The 22,363-nt window shown below is 32.3% G+C and carries 19 protein-coding genes; 9 read left to right on the top strand and 10 right to left on the bottom strand.

What is annotated here, in order from left to right; all coding sequences use genetic code 11:
• Positions 1-140: 140 nt before the first annotated feature.
• Positions 141-578 (top strand): MarR family winged helix-turn-helix transcriptional regulator, encoded by a 438-nt coding sequence (locus B2G86_RS05045; RefSeq protein WP_078357041.1) that lies wholly within the window; start codon positions 141-143, stop codon positions 576-578.
• Positions 571-1,773 (top strand): MFS transporter, encoded by a 1,203-nt coding sequence (locus tag B2G86_RS05040; RefSeq protein ID WP_078357040.1) that lies wholly within the window; start codon positions 571-573, stop codon positions 1,771-1,773. The genes B2G86_RS05045 and B2G86_RS05040 overlap by 8 nt, the downstream gene beginning before the upstream one ends.
• A gap of 149 nt (positions 1,774-1,922) precedes the next feature.
• On the opposite strand, the gene B2G86_RS05035 is transcribed toward B2G86_RS05040, so the two are convergent.
• The 5 genes from B2G86_RS05035 to B2G86_RS05015 all read right to left on the bottom strand — a co-directional run bounded on the left by B2G86_RS05035 (position 1,923) and on the right by B2G86_RS05015 (position 8,041).
• The gene (locus tag B2G86_RS05035) at positions 1,923-3,395 is read right to left on the bottom strand and encodes a catalase (protein ID WP_078357039.1); all 1,473 of its coding nucleotides are present in this window, start codon (positions 3,393-3,395) and stop codon (positions 1,923-1,925) included.
• Between the two features lie 334 nt (positions 3,396-3,729).
• Positions 3,730-4,191: an NUDIX domain-containing protein gene (locus B2G86_RS05030; protein WP_078357038.1), complete on the bottom strand. Its 462-nt coding sequence runs from the start codon at positions 4,189-4,191 to the stop codon at positions 3,730-3,732.
• 24 nt (positions 4,192-4,215) lie between these two features.
• Complete coding sequence (locus B2G86_RS05025) at positions 4,216-5,148, bottom strand: DMT family transporter (protein ID WP_078357037.1); 933 nt, start codon at positions 5,146-5,148, stop codon at positions 4,216-4,218.
• Between the two features lie 2 nt (positions 5,149-5,150).
• The gene (locus B2G86_RS05020) at positions 5,151-6,443 is read right to left on the bottom strand and encodes a D-serine ammonia-lyase (RefSeq protein ID WP_078357036.1); all 1,293 of its coding nucleotides are present in this window, start codon (positions 6,441-6,443) and stop codon (positions 5,151-5,153) included.
• A gap of 152 nt (positions 6,444-6,595) precedes the next feature.
• Positions 6,596-8,041 (bottom strand): carbon starvation CstA family protein, encoded by a 1,446-nt coding sequence (locus tag B2G86_RS05015; RefSeq protein ID WP_078357035.1) that lies wholly within the window; start codon positions 8,039-8,041, stop codon positions 6,596-6,598.
• A gap of 205 nt (positions 8,042-8,246) precedes the next feature.
• Between B2G86_RS05015 and fdhF the strand changes: the two genes are divergently transcribed.
• The 4 genes from fdhF (at position 8,247) to B2G86_RS04995 (ending at position 14,007) form a co-directional block, all read left to right on the top strand.
• Positions 8,247-11,186, top strand: coding sequence for a formate dehydrogenase subunit alpha (gene fdhF, locus B2G86_RS05010; RefSeq protein WP_078357034.1), 2,940 nt, complete (start codon positions 8,247-8,249; stop codon positions 11,184-11,186).
• The gene (locus tag B2G86_RS05005; RefSeq protein WP_078357033.1) at positions 11,186-11,656 is read left to right on the top strand and encodes a helical membrane plugin domain-containing protein; all 471 of its coding nucleotides are present in this window, start codon (positions 11,186-11,188) and stop codon (positions 11,654-11,656) included. Before fdhF ends, B2G86_RS05005 begins: the two co-directional genes overlap by 1 nt.
• Positions 11,657-11,795: 139 nt before the next feature.
• Positions 11,796-12,563: an N-acetylglucosaminidase gene (locus B2G86_RS05000; RefSeq protein ID WP_078357032.1), complete on the top strand. Its 768-nt coding sequence runs from the start codon at positions 11,796-11,798 to the stop codon at positions 12,561-12,563.
• 316 nt (positions 12,564-12,879) lie between these two features.
• Positions 12,880-14,007 carry an FAD-dependent monooxygenase gene (locus B2G86_RS04995; RefSeq protein WP_078357031.1) on the top strand — a complete coding sequence of 376 codons (1,128 nt, stop codon included), beginning with the start codon at positions 12,880-12,882 and terminating at the stop codon, positions 14,005-14,007.
• A 578-nt stretch (positions 14,008-14,585) separates the two neighbouring features.
• On the opposite strand, the gene B2G86_RS04985 is transcribed toward B2G86_RS04995, so the two are convergent.
• Positions 14,586-16,133, bottom strand: coding sequence for a solute symporter family protein (locus tag B2G86_RS04985; protein ID WP_078357030.1), 1,548 nt, complete (start codon positions 16,131-16,133; stop codon positions 14,586-14,588).
• Positions 16,130-16,441 (bottom strand): DUF485 domain-containing protein, encoded by a 312-nt coding sequence (locus B2G86_RS04980; protein WP_078357029.1) that lies wholly within the window; start codon positions 16,439-16,441, stop codon positions 16,130-16,132. Before B2G86_RS04980 ends, B2G86_RS04985 begins: the two co-directional genes overlap by 4 nt.
• 261 nt (positions 16,442-16,702) lie before the next feature.
• Here B2G86_RS04980 and B2G86_RS04975 point away from each other — a divergent pair, with 261 nt between their 5' ends.
• From B2G86_RS04975 to gmpC, 3 genes are read left to right on the top strand one after another with little or no spacing between them, the layout of a single operon-like run.
• Positions 16,703-17,722, top strand: coding sequence for a methionine ABC transporter ATP-binding protein (locus tag B2G86_RS04975; RefSeq protein ID WP_078357028.1), 1,020 nt, complete (start codon positions 16,703-16,705; stop codon positions 17,720-17,722).
• Complete coding sequence (locus B2G86_RS04970) at positions 17,722-18,381, top strand: methionine ABC transporter permease (RefSeq protein ID WP_078357027.1); 660 nt, start codon at positions 17,722-17,724, stop codon at positions 18,379-18,381. Before B2G86_RS04975 ends, B2G86_RS04970 begins: the two co-directional genes overlap by 1 nt.
• Positions 18,382-18,418: 37 nt before the next feature.
• Entirely contained in the window at positions 18,419-19,261 is an 843-nt protein-coding gene (gene gmpC / locus B2G86_RS04965) for a dipeptide ABC transporter glycylmethionine-binding lipoprotein (RefSeq protein WP_078357026.1), read from the top strand.
• Between the two features lie 44 nt (positions 19,262-19,305).
• Here the strand turns inward: gmpC and B2G86_RS04960 are convergent, their stop codons facing one another.
• The 3 genes from B2G86_RS04960 to B2G86_RS04950 all read right to left on the bottom strand — a co-directional run bounded on the left by B2G86_RS04960 (position 19,306) and on the right by B2G86_RS04950 (position 22,295).
• The gene (locus tag B2G86_RS04960) at positions 19,306-20,595 is read right to left on the bottom strand and encodes a cation:dicarboxylate symporter family transporter (RefSeq protein WP_078357095.1); all 1,290 of its coding nucleotides are present in this window, start codon (positions 20,593-20,595) and stop codon (positions 19,306-19,308) included.
• Positions 20,596-20,836: 241 nt separating this feature from the next.
• On the bottom strand, positions 20,837-21,235 hold the full coding sequence (locus tag B2G86_RS04955; protein WP_078357025.1) for a DUF4870 domain-containing protein: 399 nt from the start codon (positions 21,233-21,235) through the stop codon (positions 20,837-20,839).
• A 496-nt stretch (positions 21,236-21,731) separates the two neighbouring features.
• A complete protein-coding gene (locus B2G86_RS04950; RefSeq protein WP_078357024.1) occupies positions 21,732-22,295 on the bottom strand; it encodes a CHAP domain-containing protein in 564 nt (187 codons plus the stop codon).
• Positions 22,296-22,363 lie beyond the last annotated feature (68 nt).

Genomic DNA, 22,363 nt, shown 5'->3' with positions numbered 1-22,363 from the left:
AACTTAATTATAATAGAAAAAGTCAAAAATATCTTGTTTCAAGAATGAATTTGATATTGACACTACATATAAACGAGAGTAGAATGGTCAAGTATTAGTTAGCAAAGCTAACTTTATTTCATGAGAAAAGGTGACAAAAAATGGAGAGCTTTTTATTTACATATACTAATTTGTATAGACCGTATATTCATCATATTAATGCCATATTAGAGCCCTATGATTTATATGCTGCTCAGTATAAAGTGTTACATGATATTGCAAACAACGAGCCTACAACACTTGTGCAAGTGTCTAAACGTTCTTTTATTGAAAAACCTACTGCTCGTAAAATTATCAAAAAATTGATTGATCTTGAACTTGTTCAAGCTGTTAATAGTAAAGAAGATAAAAGAGAAAAGTTTCTTACATTAACAGAAAAAGGCCAACAGCAATTTAATGAAATACATGAATCCATTGTAATATTTCAAAATAATTGTCTTCAAGCTGTTGAAGCAGATGATGCAGAGCTTGAAAAAGCACAGAAATTATTAGAAAAACTTAGAAATCATTTAATAGAGGAGGTAACAAATAATGGCTGATCAATTAAAAAAGCCAATTTGGACAAAAGACTTTATATTTAACTTTGTCATTAGCTTTTTCATATTTTTATCTATGTACTTATTATTAGTAACAGTAGGTGGATATAGTAAAGAAACATTTGGTGTTTCTGATAGTCTGGCTGGTTTAGCTTCAGGACTTTTCATCGTAGGATCTTTAGTCGGAAGATTTTTAACAGGTAAATATATCAATATAGTAGGGACTAAGAAAGTGTTAATTATTGGTGGAATCTTACTTGTAATTACGAATGGATTATATCTAGTATCAGCATCATCATTTGCATTATTACTTATCGTACGAATTTTAAATGGGGTAGCAAGTGGGGTAGCAAGTACAGCTACAGGAACAATTGCTGCATTTATAACGCCAGCACAACGCCGTAGCGAAGGAATAAGTATGTATAGTTTAAGTATGGTTCTAGGGACTGCTATCGGACCATTTATCGGCTTATTATTATATCAACATATTCCAATGACTGGACTATTTACAATTTGTACGATATTAATCGTTATCGCATTTGTAATGTCACTATTTATGAAAGTTGAAACACCAGTAATGCCAAGTGCACAAACTGAAGAGAAAAAAGGATTTAGATTATCTGACTTTTACTCAGTACAAGCTTTACCAATTGCAATTGTAGTAGTGATTGTAAGTATTGCATATTCATCAGTATTGTCATTTATACAATTCTTTGCTCAAGAAAATCATTTAGTTGATGCAGCAAGTTTCTTCTTTGTTGTATACGCAATTGCAGTATTGCTAACAAGACCATTTACAGGAAGAATCATGGATCAACGTGGAGAAAATATTGTTACAATACCAGCATTTATTTGTTTAGTAATAGGTTTGTTCTTAATTAGTATAGCAAGTAATGGAGTAGTATTACTTATAGCAGGTGCATTTGTAGGACTAGGATTTGGTAACTTACAATCTATCTTCCAAGCACTCGTAGTTAAAGTATCACCAGTAGAAGCCATGGGATTAGCAACATCTACTTATTTCATAGGTTTAGACTTTGGATTAGGATTTGGACCATATGTATTAGGTAATTTCACAAATTCTATCGGCTATTCTGGGTTATACATGTCAATGGCAGTAGTTGCATTATTAGGTTTAGTCGCATTCTACTTCTTGCATATGATTAAAGCTAAAAAAGAAGCAAACTATAATTCATAAAATAAAGTGCTAATAAGAGATAAAGTAAAATGCAAAAAATGAATTAAGTTGTAGATTAAGTCGGTAGTTAATCTAAGACAAATTCACAATAAACACCATAAAGAAAAGATCCTAGGACATTTATGTCCTAGGATCTTTTCTTTTATATATTATCCTTCTAAATCAACTGAATTAATGTCGATGCCTAATGCGTCTGCTACACCTTTACCATAATCTGGGTCAGCTTTGTAACAGTTACGGATATGACGGTGTTTTACTTCATCAGTAGTTCCTTGCATTTCGTTAGCAGTATTTTGGAATATACGTTGTTGTCCTTCTGGTGATTGTAGACGGAATAATTTACCTGGTTGTTCATAGTAATTATCGTCATCTTCACGGTAGTCGTGTTCGTATAATTCACCTTCTACTGGTAAACCTGGCTTCTTATATTCTGGTTGAGATTCATGTGCTTCGTAACTATTTGGATAATAGTTAATACCTCCACCTAAGTTGCCATCAACTCTCATTTGACCATCTCTAGAGAATGGACAAACTTCTGCAGCACCTTTAGCTGAGTTTACTGGAATTTGCCAATGGTTTACGCCTAAACGATAACGTTGAGCATCTCCATAAGAGAATAAACGTCCTTGTAACATTTTATCTGGTGAGAAGTCTATACCAGGAATGATGTTTGTAGGTGCGAATGCAGCTTGTTCAACATCTTGGAAATAGTTCTCTGGGTTACGGTTTAATTCGAATTCACCAACTGGAATTAATGGATAATCACCTTTGAACCAAACTTTAGTTAAGTCAAATGGGTTATCTTTATGATTTCTTGCTTGTTCTTCAGTCATAACTTGAATGTACATCTTCCATTTAGGGAAGTTGCCTTCTTCAATAGCATTGAATAAGTCTCTTTGACTTGATTCACGGTCTTTAGCTATTACTTGTTCAGCTTCTTCAGCACTAAAGTTCTCAATTCCTTGTTGAGTTCTGAAATGGAATTTCACCCATACACGTTCACCAGCATCATTATACATAGAATAAGTGTGTGAACCGAAACCATGCATGTTACGGAAACCTTTTGGAATACCTCTGTCAGTCATTAATATTGTGACTTGGTGTAATGCTTCAGGTAAAAGTGTCCAGAAGTCCCAGTTAGATTGAGGGTTATGCATATTCGTTTTAGGGTCACGTTTAACCACGTGATTTAAACTTGCGAATAATTTAGGATCACGGAAGAAGAATACAGGTGTGTTGTTACCAACTAAGTCCCAGTTACCTTCTTCAGTGTAGAATTTAAGTGCGAAACCACGAATATCACGTTCAGCTTCAGCAGCACCACGTTCACCAGCTACTGTAGAGAAACGAGCAAACATTTCTGTTTGTTTACCAATTTCAGAAAATATTTTAGCATTTGTATATTGTGTAATATCATGCGTTACTGTAAAAGTACCGAATGCACCAGAACCTTTAGCGTGCATACGTCGTTCAGGAATAACTTCTCTATCGAAATGTGCCATTTGTTCTAAGAAATATACGTCTTGCATTGATACAGGACCACGTTTGCCAGCAGTCATTGTATTTTCACGATCAGATACAGGAGCACCAAATAGTCCTGTAAGTTTTGATTTATTACTCATATCATAATCCTCCTCAAGAATTCTTAATTATAATAATTCTAATTTCATACTTATTATAATTTAAAGTGAGCAAAGTGACAAGTAAAAGAACAATCAATCATCAAAGATTATTTTTAATACTTCGCGCTATATTTAAACTAAATATCCGAAAAGTGTAATTTATAAACATATAATAGCTAATTTATTATACTTTAACCATTATACATGCTGAAAAATCTCGAGGATTTATTTTAATTATTTTACTGTAAAATGAGAATTTAAGTGATTAATTGATTATAAGAACTATAATTAACAAAAAAAGAACGCTAAAATATGCGTTCTTTTTTTGTTAATTTTATTTCGGATTATCTCTATTTATAAATAAGGGTTGGACATCAATTTTCTTTAAAATAATTTCTTTTGCTTTTCTAGGATGAAGATTAATTTCTGGAATATTTGAAATCCCGACTGAAACGTAATCTATTTTTGGGTTGTTTGGAATGTTTAAATCATTTAAAGATTCTTTTAATGTGACATGATAAATAAATAAAATTTCATGGTATGACGTACTTTCATATTCAAAAAAGTTTTGTATAGTTGATACAAAATAAATATCATCACATTCTATGCCTAATTCTTCTTTGATTTCACGTTTAATAGCAGAATCTGAGCTTTCATAATATTTCACTCTGCCACCAATTAATGTGTAGTATTCATGTTTTTTATCATAGTGAAAACAGTAACCGTGCTTATCTTTAATAATAGCACCAACGCGTATGTTCAGCATGCCGTCTCCAGATTTTATTGAAAGATCCATTCAGAGTCCTCCTTTATAAATAGATTAGAATAACTTAAGTATTACAATACCTATGAAAACTAATGTCGCACCTATTAGTCTTCTTGCTGTAATTTTAAACTTAGGTGTATTGAATAAACCGAAGTGGTCAATCAATAATCCCATTAACATTTGTCCGAAAATAACAACCATTAGTGTTAAAGCTGCACCAAGCTCAGGCATTAAAAGAATATTAGTTGTAACAAATACTACTCCTAATGCGCCTCCTATAAAGTAAAGAGGCTTAATTGTCCCTTGATCAGGGTGATGAAAGCTAAAACGAATTCTTCTAACGAGTACTAATGAAAGTATGAATAAAGCGATAGTCCCTATAGCAAATGAAATTAATGCAGAAAAATAGAATGACTGTACTTCATATCTGAGTGCACTATTGATTGCAGTTTGAATAGGGGGAAGACAACCAGTAAAGATACCTAATACCATCCAATAATTTGTATGTTGCGATTTAGTCGTAATAATTCGGTCAGATGATTTTTTGTAATTCATTAATAATATACCCAGTAACATAATAATTACGCCAGCAATTCTTTCTAAATTTATTGGATGTATATCAGCATTAAATAAGCCGAATTGGTCAATGAATATTCCCATAATAATTTGACCTGATACAGTCATGACAACTGTTAAAGCTGCACCAATTCTAGGTAACAATAGTAAATTACCTGTTAAGAATACAACACCAAGTAATCCTCCAGTAAACCATACATAAGAAAAATCTTGATTCATCATAAATGATGGTGATAACTTTTGTGGATTCATTATTAAATTGACTATTATTAGAACGATGGTTCCAATTAGAAATGAATAAAAAGATGAAAGGATTGGTGATTTAGTATAGCTGCCTAATTTAGTGTTTATCGATGTTTGTAACGGTACACATAATCCAGCTACAACACCTAATATAATAAGTAGTATCAATCTTAATAACTCCTTCTTTCTATATCAATTGCTTGTTGATAGTAAATAGATTGTTCTTTATCTGGAACCATATTTCCTCCTGTAGACCAGACGATATGTGTAGCATGTTGTGAATCATAATTTAAATCATGAATATATTTCAAGCCATGAAATCCGGAAGTAGCTGAAGGTTCGATAAATATATTTTCAGTATCTTTTAAAGCTTTTAAGTAACGGTATAATTGATTATCTTCGACTGTACAAGAGCCAAATAAAAGTGTGGACATTATAGTACCTACTAATTTTGAAGGACGGCTAACTGCTAACCCATCAGCAATAGTTTTACCAGATAATCCGACATCTTGAACGGATATACCGTCATGTAACTTTGTAATCATACCTAATGCCATACAAGGCGCTTCTGTAGGTTCTATAAAGACGGGGTGAACATTATCACCAAAGATTAACTTCAAACCGAATGCAACACCGCCAGGACCTCCGCCGACACCACATGGTAAATATACGAATAGAGGATGGTCTTGATCAACTTTAATATTTGCTTCTTTAAGTTGTTTTTCCAACCTTAAAGCACTCACTGAATAACCTAAAAACAAATCTTTAGAAGCTTCGTCATCAACAAAGTGGCAGTATGGATCATTCATAGCGATTTTTCTGCCTTCTTTTACAGCATAACCATAATCTTGAATGTGTTCTACAACTTCAACACCTTTTGATTTTAAGAGGTCCTTTTTCCATTCTTTTGCGTCTTGTGACATATGTACTGTAACTTTGAAACCTAATTGTGCACTCATAATACCAATACTTAAACCTAAGTTACCAGTAGATCCAACAGCAATACGGTATTTAGAAAATATATCTTGATAGTAATCTGTTGCTAAAAGGCTATAATCACTATTTACAGTGAAATCAGTTTCTTTAATGGCAGTTTCTTCAGCAAATTTCAACACTTCATAAATACCACCACGTGCTTTAATAGAACCTGAAATAGGTAACGCATGGTCACCTTTTAATAAAAGATTGCCCTTTAAATGTGGAAATTGAGTCTTTTTAAAATGGTTTAATTGAAAAATTTGAGATTCAATTTTCCCTTGGTTATTTTGAGTTTCAGGAAAGACTTTTGCAATATATGGTGCAAAACGAGTCAATCTTTGTTCAGCATCAATCACATCGTCCAATGTAAATGGAAAAGACTGTTTGTTTAGATAGTCTGGATTTTTCCAAAACATTTCTTCGCCACGAGCAATATTTGAAATAATAGGGGATATATTTTTTAATGATTGAACATCTATAGTCATAAGTATCTCTCCTTATTTAAAAGTGCTTTACTTTATAATAGTACAATTGTTTTGATTTTATTGATAGATTAATGACTGGAAAGGCTATACTAATAAGCTTTATAACCAGATAAGAGGCTGGGACGAATTAATTGTCTCAGCCTCTTATCTAATTATGATGTATATAAGTCGCTAGTTGGTGAAGGGATTGTACTTGGATTTGTTTGTTTTAAAATAGCTCTAACATATAATGATGCGATGACTAAGAATACAATTGCTCCGCCTATTATTGAAGTTTGGTAAGGAAGTGAAAGTCCTTCTGGAGCATATAATACATATACACTTATGGCACCAGTCATAAATAAGGCGGGTATTCCTGCTACTAAATGATTTTTACTGTATCTCAACAAATAACTAACACTAACCCAGAGCATCACGGTAGCTACTATTTGATTAGTAAATCCTACATATCTCCATAGGAATGAATAATCAATAGTTGAGAGGAAGAATGCAGGTATACCTACTGCAAAGCTTGCTGAAATCATGAGTACTTTTGGTTTGATATTTACTTTATCTTTTACAAAATCTTCTATAATCATTCTTGAGCTTCTAAGTGCTGTGTCACCAGTAGTAATTGGGAGTATAATGATACCTAAAAGTGCAAGTATACTACCGAATGGACCTAATAGTTCTACTGAAATCTGATCGACTACTCCAGCTGGTCCGACTGATTGTAATTTTGCAGCTAATCCTTCTGTGCCACCAAAGAAAGTCATCCCTGCAGCAGCCCAAATCAATGCAATTACACCTTCAGAAATCATAGCACCATAAAAAACTTTCCTACCTTCTGACTCATTTTTAACTGTTCTAGAAATAATTGGACTTTGAGTACAATGGAATCCAGATATAGCACCGCATGATATAGTCACCATAAGTAATGGCCATACAGGAATACCACTTGGATGTAAATTGTGAACTGTAATTTCTGGTATATGTTTTCCGCTGAATATTAAGGCAACAACTACACTTACAGCCATTACTATTAAAATAACTCCAAAAATAGGATAAATTCTACCTATAATTTTATTTATAGGCAAAATTGCTGCAAGTATAAAGTATGTAAATATAATAATTAAAGCTACCAAAAATGATATTGGTGTTTTACTAGCTAAAAGTTGTGCTGGTCCAGCAACGAATGCTGCAGCAACTAATACCATCAACACTACTGAAATGACATCAGTAAATGCTCTTGTAACTTTTCCTAAATAATGTTGCACAAGCATTGGGAATTGTGCACCGCCATGACGTAAACTTAGCATACCTGAGAAGTAATCATGTACACCTCCAGCGACGATACATCCTACTACAATCCATATGAATGCTACAGGTCCATATAAAGCGCCTGCAACAGCTCCAAAGATTGGACCTAGGCCAGCAATATTAAGTAATTGAATCATCCATCCTTTCCAAGCTGGCAATGGAGTGAAGTCCATATTATCTTGCTTACTATATGCAGGTGTTTCTTTTTGAGGATATATTTCGAATACACGTTCTATGTATTTTCCATAAAAAACATAACCTAAAATCAGTATGATGATGCTCGTGATTAAAGTAATCATATGTAAACCTTCTTTCAAGATGAGAATATTGATAGATTATCAAAAAACCGGGAATCAATCAATAAGAATTTAGAAATTTCTGATAATTTTAAAAACGATAAGCCCCGAGTATTATTTGCAATTGTAAAATTACAAAATTATAATCAAAGATAAGTCGTATGAATATGACTTTTATGGGCAGAATTAAATAAAGGGGGAAATCAATATGCAAGAGCATCAAATAGTAACTATTGATGGTAAAGATTTTCTTATAAAAGAAGGGATGCGACTTTTAGATTTTATAAAAGCAGAGAAACTATCTTTTGTTCCTTCTATTTGTTATAACGAGTCACTTGGACCAGTAGAAACTTGTGATTCTTGTATTGTTGAAGTGAATGGGCAGCTTCAACGTGCATGTAGTACTATGATTGAAAATGGTATGGTTGTGAATACACAAATTGAGAAAGTGAAATCGGCTCAAAAGCAAGCATTGGACAGAGTGCTTGAAAACCATGAATTATATTGTACAGTTTGTGATTATAATAATGGTGATTGTGAAATTCATAATACTATGGGTGAATTTGGTTTAGAACATCAATCTACACCTTTTACTTCAAAAGGCTACGAAAAGGACTATGGTGCATTTTATAGATATGATCCTGATCAATGTATTTTATGTGGTAGATGTGTTGAAGTATGCCAAGATGTGCAAGTCAATGAAACTTTAACAATTGATTGGAAGAGAAATGAGCCAAGAGTAATTTGGGATAACGATAAAGCGATTGATGAATCAAGTTGTGTGAATTGTGGTCAATGTGTAACAGTTTGTCCTTGTAATGCTTTAATGGAAAATAACATGTTAGGTAAAACTGGTTATATGACCGACCAAAAACCTGGACTGCTAAGATCTATGATTGAACTCACTAAAAAAGCTGAAACGGGTTATGGACCATTGTTTGCTATATCTGATTCTGAAGCGGCAATGAGAGAAGAAACGATTAAGAAAACTAAAACAGTATGTACATATTGTGGTGTAGGATGTTCGTTTGATGTTTGGACGAAAGATAGAGAGATTTTAAGAGTTTTACCTCATGAAGATTCACCTGCAAATCATATTTCAACATGTGTTAAAGGGAAATTTGCATGGGACTATGTGAATTCTGAAGAAAGATTAAAAAAACCACTCGTAAGAAAAGAAGGATATTTCCAAGAAGTTGAATGGGATGAGGCATTAAGCGTAATTAGCAATAGATTTTCTCAAATAAAAAATCAACATGGTAAAGATGCTTTAGCATTTATATCTTCATCTAAATGTACAAATGAAGAATCGTATTTAATGCAAAAGTTATCTAGACAAGTTATAGGTACGCATAATGTAGATAATTGTTCTAGATATTGCCAATCACCTGCAACACAAGGTTTATTCAGAACAGTAGGCTATGGTGGAGATTCTGGATCAATAGAAGATTTAGAAAAAGCAGAGATGGTTATTACAGTAGGTACGAATACTGCAGAGGCACATCCAGTAATAGCAAGTAAAATTAAGCGTGCACATAAACTATTAGGTCAAAAGCTCTATGTATTTGATATTAGAAAGCATGAAATGGCTGAACGTGCAGATAAATTTTACAAGCCTACACCAGGTACAGACTTAATATGGCTTTCAGCAGTGACGAAATATATAATCGACCAAGGTTGGCATAATAAAGCATTTATTTCAAAATGGGTAAATGACTTTGAATCATATTATGAAAGTTTAGATTCATTTACTTTAGAATATGCTGAAAATAAAACGGGTATTAGCCAAGATGAATTAAAACATATTGCCAAACAAATTACTGACGTTAATTCGGTAGCGATATGTTGGGCAATGGGTGTGACTCAACATCGTGTTGGAAGTGATACAAGTACAGCTATTTCTAATCTATTGTTAATTACAGGAAATTACATGAGACCAGGTACAGGTGCGTATCCATTGAGAGGACATAATAATGTTCAAGGATGTAGTGATATGGGAAGTATGCCAAATACATTCCCTGGATATCAAGATGTATCAGATGATGAAATTAGACATAAATTTGAAGAGGCTTGGAATGTTTCCTTAGACTCTGAAAGAGGATTAGATAACCATCAAATGATAGATAGTATTCATGAAGGAAAGCTGCACTCACTGTATATTAAAGGTGAAGATACAGGCGTAGTCGATGCAAATATCAATTACGTAAGATCTGCTTTTGAAAAAATTGATTTCTTAGTCGTTCAAGATTTATTTTTATCAAAAACTGCAGAATTTGCTGATGTTGTATTACCAGCCTCTCCATCATTAGAAAAAGATGGTACTTTTACGAATACAGAACGTCGTATTCAAAGAATTAACAAAGCATTAGAACCGCTTGGGGATTCTAAACCTGACTGGGAGATTATACAATTAATTGCTCAATCACTTGGTGCAGATTGGAATTATAAGCATCCAAGTGAAATATGGAATGAAGCACAAGAATTAATGCCATTAGTTAAAGGTGTAACTTATGATCGATTAGAAGGCTTTGATAGTTTACAATGGCCAATGAATGATGATGGTACAGATACACCATTGTTATATACAGAAAGATTTAATTTCCCAGATGGAAAAGCAAGACTTTATCCATTAGAATTTAATGTTGAATCTAAACAAACAGAAGAAATGTCATTACATGTGAATAATGGACGAGTGCTTGAACACTTCCACGAAGGCAATATGACTTACCAAGTACCAGGATTAAAATATAAATTACCAAGAAACTTCTGTGAAATTTCGAAAGAACTGGCTGAAGAACATGGTATAGAAAATGGTGCAAGAGTAAAAATAACTTCTAAAGTAGGTACTACTGAAGTGAATGTTCAAGTAACGGATAGAGTGACAGGAAATTACATTTATATTCCATTAAATGACCAAAATGAAGGTGCTCCAAACTTTGTAACAGACAGTGATGTAGATAAAGATACGAATACACCAGCATACAAAGATAATTACGCTAAACTAGAAGTCATTACTAAAAAAGGGGAATCACCAATTCCTAAGCATAATTCACGATTTGGTCATAGACAACCACAAATTAGTGTAAGAGTCCAAGATAAATGGGAACAATCAAGATACACTTTCCCAGGTAAAGGTGGCGATAAATAATGGGTGAAAGAGTAAAAGTCATAAAACGTATGAATAAGCGTAAAGAATATATAATAGAAGAAAATATGAATGAACTAAAAGAACGATTAGCTGATCGTAAATTAGCAATCGAAAAAGGGATAGATATCCTTGATGCACTTGAAGAAGCTCAAGCACTAGATGCATTTCATGCCGCAATTGTACAAAGAAAAGTTATAACAGGTAACTTAGTAAGTGAACTAAATAAAGAACAATACGAAGGAATTGTAGGTAATCTCGGGCAAATGTTATTTTTACTAGGAGAATTAGATATAGAAGAGACTTCTACATTCGTAAACAAAATTAATAATGGCATGAAAGTAGCCAACAGAGCAAATCCAAATAAGAAAACATCTATAACTGATTTACTAGGTGCATTAAAAGATCCTGAAATTAATCAAAGTGTAACATTACTACTTAACTTCTTAAGAGGTATGAGTAGAAGTGAATAATTAGTAGGCTGAGACAATTAATTGTTTCAGCCTCTTTTTATCTTAAATATTATTTGATTGAAATTTGAGAAAATATAAGATAAGTTTAAACAGTAACATTGCTTATATAAATAGAAAAGGTGTGAGTATCATTAACTTTTTGAAAGATAGGTTCTCTTTAATATTAGGGCTCATTATTATTATTATATTTATTGTTTTACTATTTATTTTTGAGTCTCCTTTTTTTAAAGATCACCAAACACATACTTATGAAGAAGCGCTTGAAATTCAAGTACAGAGTGACGCGCCTGCTGTAACGCAAGAAGATAATAAATTTGTGTATGCTGATAAAAAAGAGATAGATAAATATATGGATGTTGAAAAAAGTAAAACTGATTTTCAATTCATTGATATTTCAGAGAAAGTCGATATATCTGAAAAACAAGTTAAAGATATTTTGAAAGATAAGGGTGTACTTAAAGGTAAAGAAAAAGCTTTTATGAATGCTCAAGAAAAATATGATGTGAATATAATTTATTTACTTAGCCATGCTTTTATAGAAACTGGTAACGGTAATTCAGAATTAGCAAGTGGCGTTAAAATGTCTAACGGAAAGAAATTTTATAACTTTTATGGTATTGGTGCTTTTGACCAAGATGCAGTTGAAACAGGTAGTAGTTATGCTCGTAAAAAAGGATGGACTTCACCTGAGAAAGCAATACTTGGTGGAGCTGAATTTGTGAAGAAAGACTATATCAGTAATGGTCAGAATACATTATATAAAATGAGATGGAACCCATATAATCCAGGGCAACATCTATATGCAACTGATGTAAGCTGGGCAACTAGTATAGGTAAAATTATGGAAAGTTATTATGATGACCATAATTTAAAAAAATCAAAAGTATATAAAGATTACTACAAATAACATTAGGGTTGGGACAAATTTATGTCTCAGCCTTTATTTTGTATTCAAATCTACTTTTATGACTATTCTTATAAGCAATTTTGCTGAAAATTGCTTATACTGCATTACTTAAAAGCACACTTGGGTAAAGCATGTGCATAACAATTAAAGTGACAGGAAAAAGCTTGATATAATCAAACTTTCAATCCAGTTATCTACTGCTAATATAATGATCAGAGGCTGGGATAAATTTATGTCTTAGCCTCATTTATATACTTGTTCATGTTAAAATGTAGTTATATAATTAATTTTTATTTCAAAGAAAGTAGTGAACAAAATGAAAATTGCTGTAATTGGAGCAGGTATTGGTGGACTGACTGCTGCTGGATTACTTTGCCAAACTGGGCATGATGTTTCAGTATATGAAAAACGAAATAGTTTAGATCAAGTAGGTGCAGGTTTAGGAATTGGAAGCAATGTACTAAAAGCACTGAAACAATACAAAATGGCTTATGCTATTGAACAAGAAGGCGCATCTTTAAGAAAAATAGAAATTAGATCTGACTTAGATGTGTTTTTAAATTCATTAATAATGAATCAAGATGAGCATGAAAATATAACGATTCATAGAAATGTACTCCATGAAATTTTAAAAACTTATGTACCATCAGATCGTATATATTTAAATCATGAATTAAAAGAATTTAAACAAACAGCAGACACGGTTCGTCTATATTTTGAGAATGGCGTTGAAGAAAAGTTCGATTTAGTCGTTGCTGCTGATGGTATTCACTCGAAAGTTAGAACGAATATTTATCCGAAAGCAATACCTAAATATGCTGGATACACTTGCTTTAGAGGTGTTGTAAATGAAAATTTAGATATTGAGCAAGAAGTAGCATTAGAATATTGGGGTCATAAAGGGAGATTTGGAATTGTTCCTCTAAAAGATAATGAACTTTATTGGTTCTGTACAATGAATGCTAAAGAAAATGACTTGAAATTTAAATCATTTGAAAAACCACACTTACAAGCTTACTTTAACCAATTCCCTAATGAAGTAAGGAAAGTATTAGATGCTCAAGAAGAATTAGGTATATTGCAACATGATATGTATGATTTAGCACCATTAAAATCATTTATATCAGGAAGAGTTGTTCTAATAGGTGATGCTGCACATGCTACTACACCTAACATGGGACAAGGGGCAGGACAATCTATAGAAGATGCAGTGACATTAACTAATTTAATAAATGATAGAGATATTGAATCAGCACTGAAACGTTACGATAAATTAAGAACGAAGCATACTAAAAAGGTGATTTTAAAATCAAGAAAGATTGGTAAATCAGCACAAACTTCAAGTACATTGAAGATTAAAATAAGAAATAATATGCTAAAAAGATTATCATCAAAATCATTAAGTAAAAAAGTGAAATTTCTGCAGAAAGCTAAATTAGAATAAAATATGCTCTGAAGCTATTTGTTTAAATATAGTTATAGAGAGAACACTTCGATATAGAACTGTAATTAAAACAGACGATTTTGGGACATAAATTCTAACTCAAAATAAATAAGCATATCACTTAACTGATTTTTTAAAAGTTTATAGTGATATGCTTATTTTTTATAATACTTTACGATTTTGTACGTGCATGCTTGCCTAGGGGTATGGTTCGAGCCTGTAGTCTCTCACGCATACGATTCCCTCAGGCGTCCGCACTACAAAATCGTTACTAATGATCTATTTTTATATACAGGCTTACGATTTTGTATGTGCATGCTTGCCTAGGGGTATGGATCGAGCCTGTAGTCTCTCACGCATACGATTCCCTCAGGCGTCCGCACTACAAAATCGTTACTAATGATCTATTTTTATATGCATTTTTTCTACGATTATACTTATAAGTGATGCGTTAAAAGCAGATTTAGGTAAAATTGCTGATAAGAGATACAGTAAAAGCGGATTTGACTACAAAATGGAGGCTGAGACAATTTAATTGTCTCAGCCTCGTCTGTTTTTTGATAAAAATCATTTCTATCTTAATGTGAAATATCTGAAGTAGATATACCTGTAGCTGCCTTAACTTGTACTTCTCTGAATTTATCATGAGATTCAGTCTTGCCTAAGAAGGTACCTAGGAATGCTCCTAAGAAACCTGCTGGTACTGAAATAATAGCAGGATTAGATAACGGGAAGATAGGTGACATTGTAATAAATGCTGTTCCATCAGGATTCATGACATTAGGGCTTAGTATAACAAGTACTAATGAAACAATTAGACCTACAGCTATACCGACAATTGCACCTTGAGTATTAAATCTCTTCCAGAATATTGTAAATACGATTACTGGTAAGTTTGCACTAGCTGCAACACAGAATGCTAGTGATACTAAAAATGCAACGTTTAAGTTTTGAGCAAATAGTGCTAATACAATTGATATTACTGAAACAGCTAAAGAAGCTAATTTAGCGGCTTTCATTTGTTCACGTTCTGTTATTTTCCCTTTTTTAATAACTTGCCCATAAATATCATGTGCAAATGCAGATGCCCCAGTCAGTACAAGACCTGCAACTACAGCTAAGATAGTGGCAAATGCAACTGCTGAAACAAATGACATTAAGAAATCTCCACCTAATTTAGCAGCTAATAACGGTGCGGCCATATTACCTGCAGGGTTAGCAGCAATGATTTCTTCACGAGTTAATAAAGCTGCAGCACCGAACCCTAAGAATATAGTTAATATATAAAAAATACCGATAATCCAAGTTGCCCACATTACAGAGGATCTAGCTGTTTTTGCATCTTTAACTGTAAAGAAACGCATAAGAATATGTGGTAAGCCTGCTGTACCAAATAATAAAGCTATAATTAGCGATATATTATCTAATGGAGGTTTACCTTGTGAACCTGGATTAATAAAATCTCCTTTAAAGTCGGCGGATTTGATGTTTTGCATCTCTCCGAACATTGTAGATATGTTGAAATTAAAATGAAGTAAAACTAAAAACGTGATAATAACTGTACCAATCATCAATAACACAGCTTTAACCATTTGTACCCAACTTGTTGCAGTCATACCTCCAAAAAGTACATATATAGTCATCATAATTCCAACTAATATGACAGCTAGTATATAAGGAATACCAAACAGTAATTGAATAAGCGCGCCAGCACCAACTAACTGTGCCAACATATAAAAAATAACGATTGTGATTGATGAAACTGCAGCCATTGCTCTAACTTTCTTAAGTTCAAACCTTGCTGCGATCATATCAGCTAATGTATATTTACCTAAGTTTCTTAATGGTTCAGCAACAATATACAATACGATTAGATAAGCTGTTAAATAACCGATACTATAGAAGAAACCATCAAAGCCCCATAATGCAATTGCACCTGCGATACCTAGAAATGATGCTGCTGATAAGTAATCACCAGCAATAGCTAAACCGTTTTGCCATCCTGTAAGGCCTCCACCTGCTGTATAAAAGTCATTAGTCGATTGAGTTCTTTTAGATGCAAAATATGTAATAAATAATGTAATGCTGACAAATATTAAAAACATTATAACTACTATTGGATTCATCTTTGTTGCTCCTCTCTATATGTCTTTAATAATGCTTCAGCATCTTTATCAAAAGATTTAGCTTTACGCATATATAAAGTTACAAGTGTCCAAACCATAATAAAAAGCAATAGTGCATAAATCCATGCCCATGAAATATTCCAAAATGCGATGTTATTTAAGAATGTTGTATAACCGGTTAATACTGGGAAAAGAAGTGTAGCAATAATAAAGAAGATAGAAATAGGAAAAATAAAAGCATTTCTTTTTTTAACAAGTTCTTTAAATTTCGGATCATTCGCTAAACGTTTATAATCATGCTCTGCCATTAAAATAACCCCCTTTTATTTAAATGTAAAAATACATCTTAGGTTTCATTTTATTAATATGTCACAAAATTGTCAATAAAATATTGTTAACGCTTACATTAATTAAAAAGTATATAGTAATTGGATTTCAATAAATTATGAGTAAAAATACTATCTTAAAATAAGAATATTTAGAAAAATTTGAAATTTAGTGTTGACGACAATGATAAACATCAATATAATTCTTATCATATTAATAAGAATTCGAAGGGATAATTGCATATGATAGAGTTTAAAAATGTTAATAAGGTTTTCCAACAAAAGAATTCTAAAATACAAGCATTAGAAGATGTAAGTTTTAAAGTTGAAGAACAAGATATATTTGGTGTTATAGGGTATAGTGGCGCCGGTAAAAGTACTTTAGTAAGGCTTGTAAACGTGTTAGAAGAAAAAACATCAGGAGAAGTTATTGTAAATGGGCATGACATCAATCAATATTCAAAAAAAGAATTGCAAAGTGTAAAAAAGAATATTGGTATGATATTTCAGCATTTTAACTTATTAAATTCTAAAACTGTATTTAATAATGTTGCGATGCCATTAGTTTTACAAGGAACAAATAAAAGCAAAATTAAAGAAAAAGTTGATGAGTTATTAAAATTTGTTGGATTAGAGGATAAAGGAAAGCAGTATCCAAATGAATTATCAGGAGGACAAAAACAAAGAGTAGCAATTGCTAGAGCACTGGTAACGGATCCAAAAATACTATTATGTGATGAGGCAACTAGTGCGCTTGATCCAGCAACTACGGATTCCATTTTGAAATTGTTAAAAAGAGTCAATGAACAATTTGGCGTTACGATACTATTAATCACTCACGAAATGAGTGTTATTCAAAAAATATGTAATAAAGTTGCAGTAATGGAAAATGGGAAAGTGATAGAAATAGGACCGGTATTAGACGTCTTCAGTCATCCTCAGACACTAACTGCAAAGAACTTTGTCTCGACAGTAATTACAACAGATATTTCGCCGAATTTACGTAAATTAATTCCAGAGAATCAGAATGCAACAGACATTAAGTTATATATAGATGGAGAGCAAGTCACACAATCTATAATTAATGATTTAATTACTAAGTATCACGTTCAAATTAATGTCTTATTTGCCTCAATGTCTGATATTCAAGGTATTCCAGTTGGGTATTTAACATTACGCTTAAATGGAGAGCAAAAAGCAATTCAAAATAGTTTTCAATATTTAAATGAATTAAATATTGAGTTTGAGGAGGTTGAAGCATAATGTTTGGCTCATCATTAGATTCATCCCAATTATTAGATTCGATATATCAAACGTTATATATGGTAACAGTATCTTTAGTGATTGGTGCTTTGATAGGTATTCCATTAGGTATATTACTCGTTATAACAAGAAAGAATGGTATTTGGGAGAACAGTATTATCTATTATGTTCTCAATCCAATTATAAATATTTTTAGATCTTTACCTTTTATTATTTTATTAATTGCAATCGTACCATTCACAAAATTAATTGTAGGTACATCCATAGGTACATCGGCTGCGATTGTACCATTAACAATATATGTAGCACCATACATAGCTAGACTAGTGGAGAATTCATTATTAGAAGTAAATGCTGGTGTTATTGAAGCGGCTCATTCTATGGGGGCATCACCAATTCAAATAATTAGATATTTTTTATTACCAGAAGCTTTAGGTTCATTGATTTTAGCATTAACAACATCAATTATAGGATTGATTGGTGCTACAGCAATGGCAGGAGCTGTTGGAGGTGGCGGTATAGGTGATTTAGCACTTGCATACGGCTATCAAAGGTTTGATACGATCGTTATCATAATTACAGTTATCATACTAGTTATTATGGTACAGCTCATCCAATCTTTAGGTAATGTGTTATCTAGACTTGTTAGAAGAAGTTAAGTTATTAATTATTCATAAATTTAAAGGAGTGCTTTGAATGAAAAAGGTTTTAACATTGATAGTGGCATTAGTATTGATATTGGCAGCTTGTGGAGACAAAAAAGACGATAAAAAAGTAACAATTGGCATTGCCTCAAATGATACAGCAGTGTGGGATAAAGTGAAGGAACTTGCTAAAGAAGATGGAATAGATATAGAAATCAAACAATTCTCCGATTACAATGTTCCAAATAAAGCTTTATCTGATGGAGATATTGATTTAAACTCATTCCAGCACTTTGCCTTTTTAGATCAATTTGAAAAAGCAAATAAAGGAACGGATATTACACCGATTAGAACCACAGTCTTTGCGCCATTAGGGATTTATTCTAAAGAAATTAAAGACATCAAGAAGTTGAAGAACGGAGCTAAAGTCGTTATTCCAAATGACGTATCAAACCAAGCTAGAGCTTTAAAGCTACTCGAAAAAGCAGGGTACATTAAACTTGATAAGAATTTTGGTTTAGATGGAGGTCCTAAAGATATTGTTGAAAATAAAAAGAACTTAGATATTAAAGCTGTAGATGCTCAACAAACAGCAAGAGCAATAGACGAAGTAGATATATCTATCATTAATAATGGTGTTGCTTCAAAAGCAGGGCTAGATCCTAAGAAAGATCCAATATACTTAGAAGATCCTGATGCAAATGCAGCTAAACCATACATTAACTTTATTGCAGCAAATACGAAAGATAAAGACAACAAAACTTACAAAAAAATAGCGGACTTATATCATTCTGAAGAAGCTAAAGTTGCTTTAAAAGAAGATACTAAGGATGGAGAAATTATTGTAGATTTAAAACAAGATGAAATTAAAAAAATTCAAGATTCATTAAAATAAAACAAAATAAAAAAGATTCGGCTCCCCTTAGCCGAATCTTTTTTTTAAGCTTTTTTAAATGTTTTAAGATATTCTTGTCCTTTTTTAGCGTCATATTTATTTTCCCATTTAGAGATAACGACTGTTGAAAGTGCATTGCCGACAACATTAACACATGTTCTCATCATATCTAATAATCTGTCTATACCTATAATTAATGCTAAACCTTCAGGATTAAGGCCCATAGATCCTAAAGTTGTGATTAAAACAACTATTGAAGTACCAGGAACTGCTGCCATCCCTTTAGAAGTAATCATTAAAGTAAACATTAATATCAATTGTTCTACAAGTGTTAAATGCACACCATACATCTGTGCAACAAACAATGCTGCTATTGATTGGTATAATGCAGAACCATCTAAATTAAACGTGTATCCAGTTGGTACAACAAATGATACAACATCTTTTGGTGCACCGAACTTTTCCATTTTTTCCATAACAGATGGAAGTACTGTCTCTGAACTTGAAGTAGAGAATGCTAATAATAAATCATCTTTTAATATACGAATAATAGAGAATATATTAATTCCACAAATTTTTGCTACTATTCCTAATACGACAATAATAAAGAAAGCCATAGCTCCAACTACAACTGCCATTAATTTTATAAGTGGAATTAACGCAGATAAACCGAATGTCATGATAGTTACACAAATAAAAGCAAAGACACCATAAGGCGCTAATCTTAAAATTCTATGTATCATCCAGAACACTGCTTCTAAAGTACCACTTAAAACATCTTTGACAGGTTGACCTTTTTCTCCTATAGCTGCTATTGCTAATCCAAAGAATACAGCAAAGAAAATAATAGGAAGTAATTCTCCTGCAGTTAACGCTTCGAATATATTTGTAGGGATAATTCCAACAATAGTATCAATCATATGATTCCCATAAGTAGATTTCTCTGCTGCATCAGCAGTTTGTTCATATTTAGAAATATCACCTTTAGGAAGTTTGTTTGCGTCTATTCCTAAACCAGGTTTAAACAGGTTTCCAAACAGGATACCTAATCCAATTGCGATAGTAGTGATAATTTCGAAATACAAAATCGTCTTCCAACCATATCTACCAACTGTATGCATGTCACCAACATTAGATATTGATAATGCTAGTGAACAGAATACGATAGGTATCACAATCATTTTAATAAGATTTAAAAATATATCACCAACAGGTTGTATAAATTTAATTAATTGATCTTGTCCATTTAAAAAATAACCTACAACAACACCTAATATTAAAGCAATTAATATTTGTGTAGGTAAGCTTATATATCTTCTTCTTGGTTTTTTCAATTTTTGATCCAAAAAAACTCCTCCTTTAAAGCACTGTAGTATAAAATGCAAAAAAAAATTATGCCTTCCTTCTATGGAAGTGCACAAAGAACGTTTGAAAAGGGGATTTACAAATTTAGTACTCTCTTTTGAGTATAAGAGTATACGTAATTTTATCATCATTAGTTATTATAGTAATTAATCAGTTTTTCTCTAAAAAAGAAAAAGAACACTTTTATGGATAAAAGTGTTCTTAAAAATATTACTTTATGAATCTAATTGAAAACGGTGGTAAATAAGTTTCACCGTTATAAGACTTCATAGCACCTATAATTGTAAATACGAATAGTAAAACAGTTAAAATAGGTATTAAAATAAAGCCAATTAAAATTAAGCATAATAAACCAGCAACAATACTCCAAATAGTATATGAAATAAAGAAGTTTAAGAAATCTTTACCAACTCTATCGACAAAAGGTGAACCATCTCTTTTAATTAACCATATGATAAGTGGTCCAAATAGAGATGTAAAGAAACTTGTAAGATATATCAACATACCGAATAATCTATCATCATCAGTGGTATTTGTATTTTGATGCAATTGAGCATTATCTTCATTTAAAGTTGACTGTTGAAATGGATTTTGTTCATTATTATTCATAACTTTTCCCTCCTTGATTAATTTAAGTATACAATTTTCAAAGCAAATAGCCAATTATAAAAAATGGTGGTAAGAGTGTGTGTAAGAGACATAATTCCGAGAAATGTCCGTAAGAAGTGTTGTTAGGGACAAAATTCCGAGAAAAGTCCGTAAGAAGTAGTATCTAAGGAGCACAATTCAGAATTTTGCCAGTAAGAAGAGTCTAAGGAGCATAATCCAGAATTCTGCCAGTAAGAAGAGTCTAAGGAGCACAATTTAGAATTCTGCCAGTAAGAAGAGTCTAAGGAGCACAATTCGGAATTCTGCCAGTAAGAACAGTCTAAGGAGCACAATCCAGAATTCTGCCACTAAGCGCAGTCTAAGGAGCACAATCCAGAATTCTGCCACTAACCATAACCGAAATCTACATTATAAAAACGCACATAAAAAAACTCTCCCTATCCTAAATTATATCTAAAGGATTGGGAGAGTTTATAATATTATAATTCATTATTTTTTAGTGAATGTAGTTGTAAGATCCAGCTTCTGATGCTGAGATTGTACGAGATGATACTACGCCTTCACCTTGGTAGTTCATTTCTGAAACTTCGATACTACCGTCTGAGTTTACATTTTCAACGTAAGCTACGTGACCGAATGCTCCAGCTGATGATTGTAAGATTGAACCTTCTTTAGGTGTATTGTTTACTGTATGGCCGTCAGCTGCTGCATTTGAAGCCCATTGGTTAGCGTTACCCCAAGTTGCACTGATTGGGTCTCCGTCAGCTTGTTTTTTGTCAAATACATAATAAGTACATTGTCCAGCTGTGTATAAGTTAGCTGATGAACCTGATGTTTGAGTTGCAGTTTGAGTTACTGATGAAGAAAATGACTGACTCATGTTTGAAGTGTTGTAATTTTGGCTATAGTTATTAGTATAGTTAGAACTAAAGTTTTGAGTTTGAGTTTGTTGAGAAGCTTGAGTGTTATTATAAGTATCTGCTGAAGCTTCTTCTCCACTTCCTATAACTGTTGTTGCTAATCCCGTAGTTAGTACTGCTAATGTTGTTAATTTTTTCATTTTAAATATTCCTCCGTGAATTTCGTATATGTTTTAATTTATAATTTGAGTTTTAGTTATGTCGTTTT

Source organism: Mammaliicoccus fleurettii (genome assembly GCF_002018435.1).
Classification (GTDB): domain Bacteria; phylum Bacillota; class Bacilli; order Staphylococcales; family Staphylococcaceae; genus Mammaliicoccus; species Mammaliicoccus fleurettii.
This window is presented reverse-complemented; position numbering and strand designations above follow the sequence as displayed.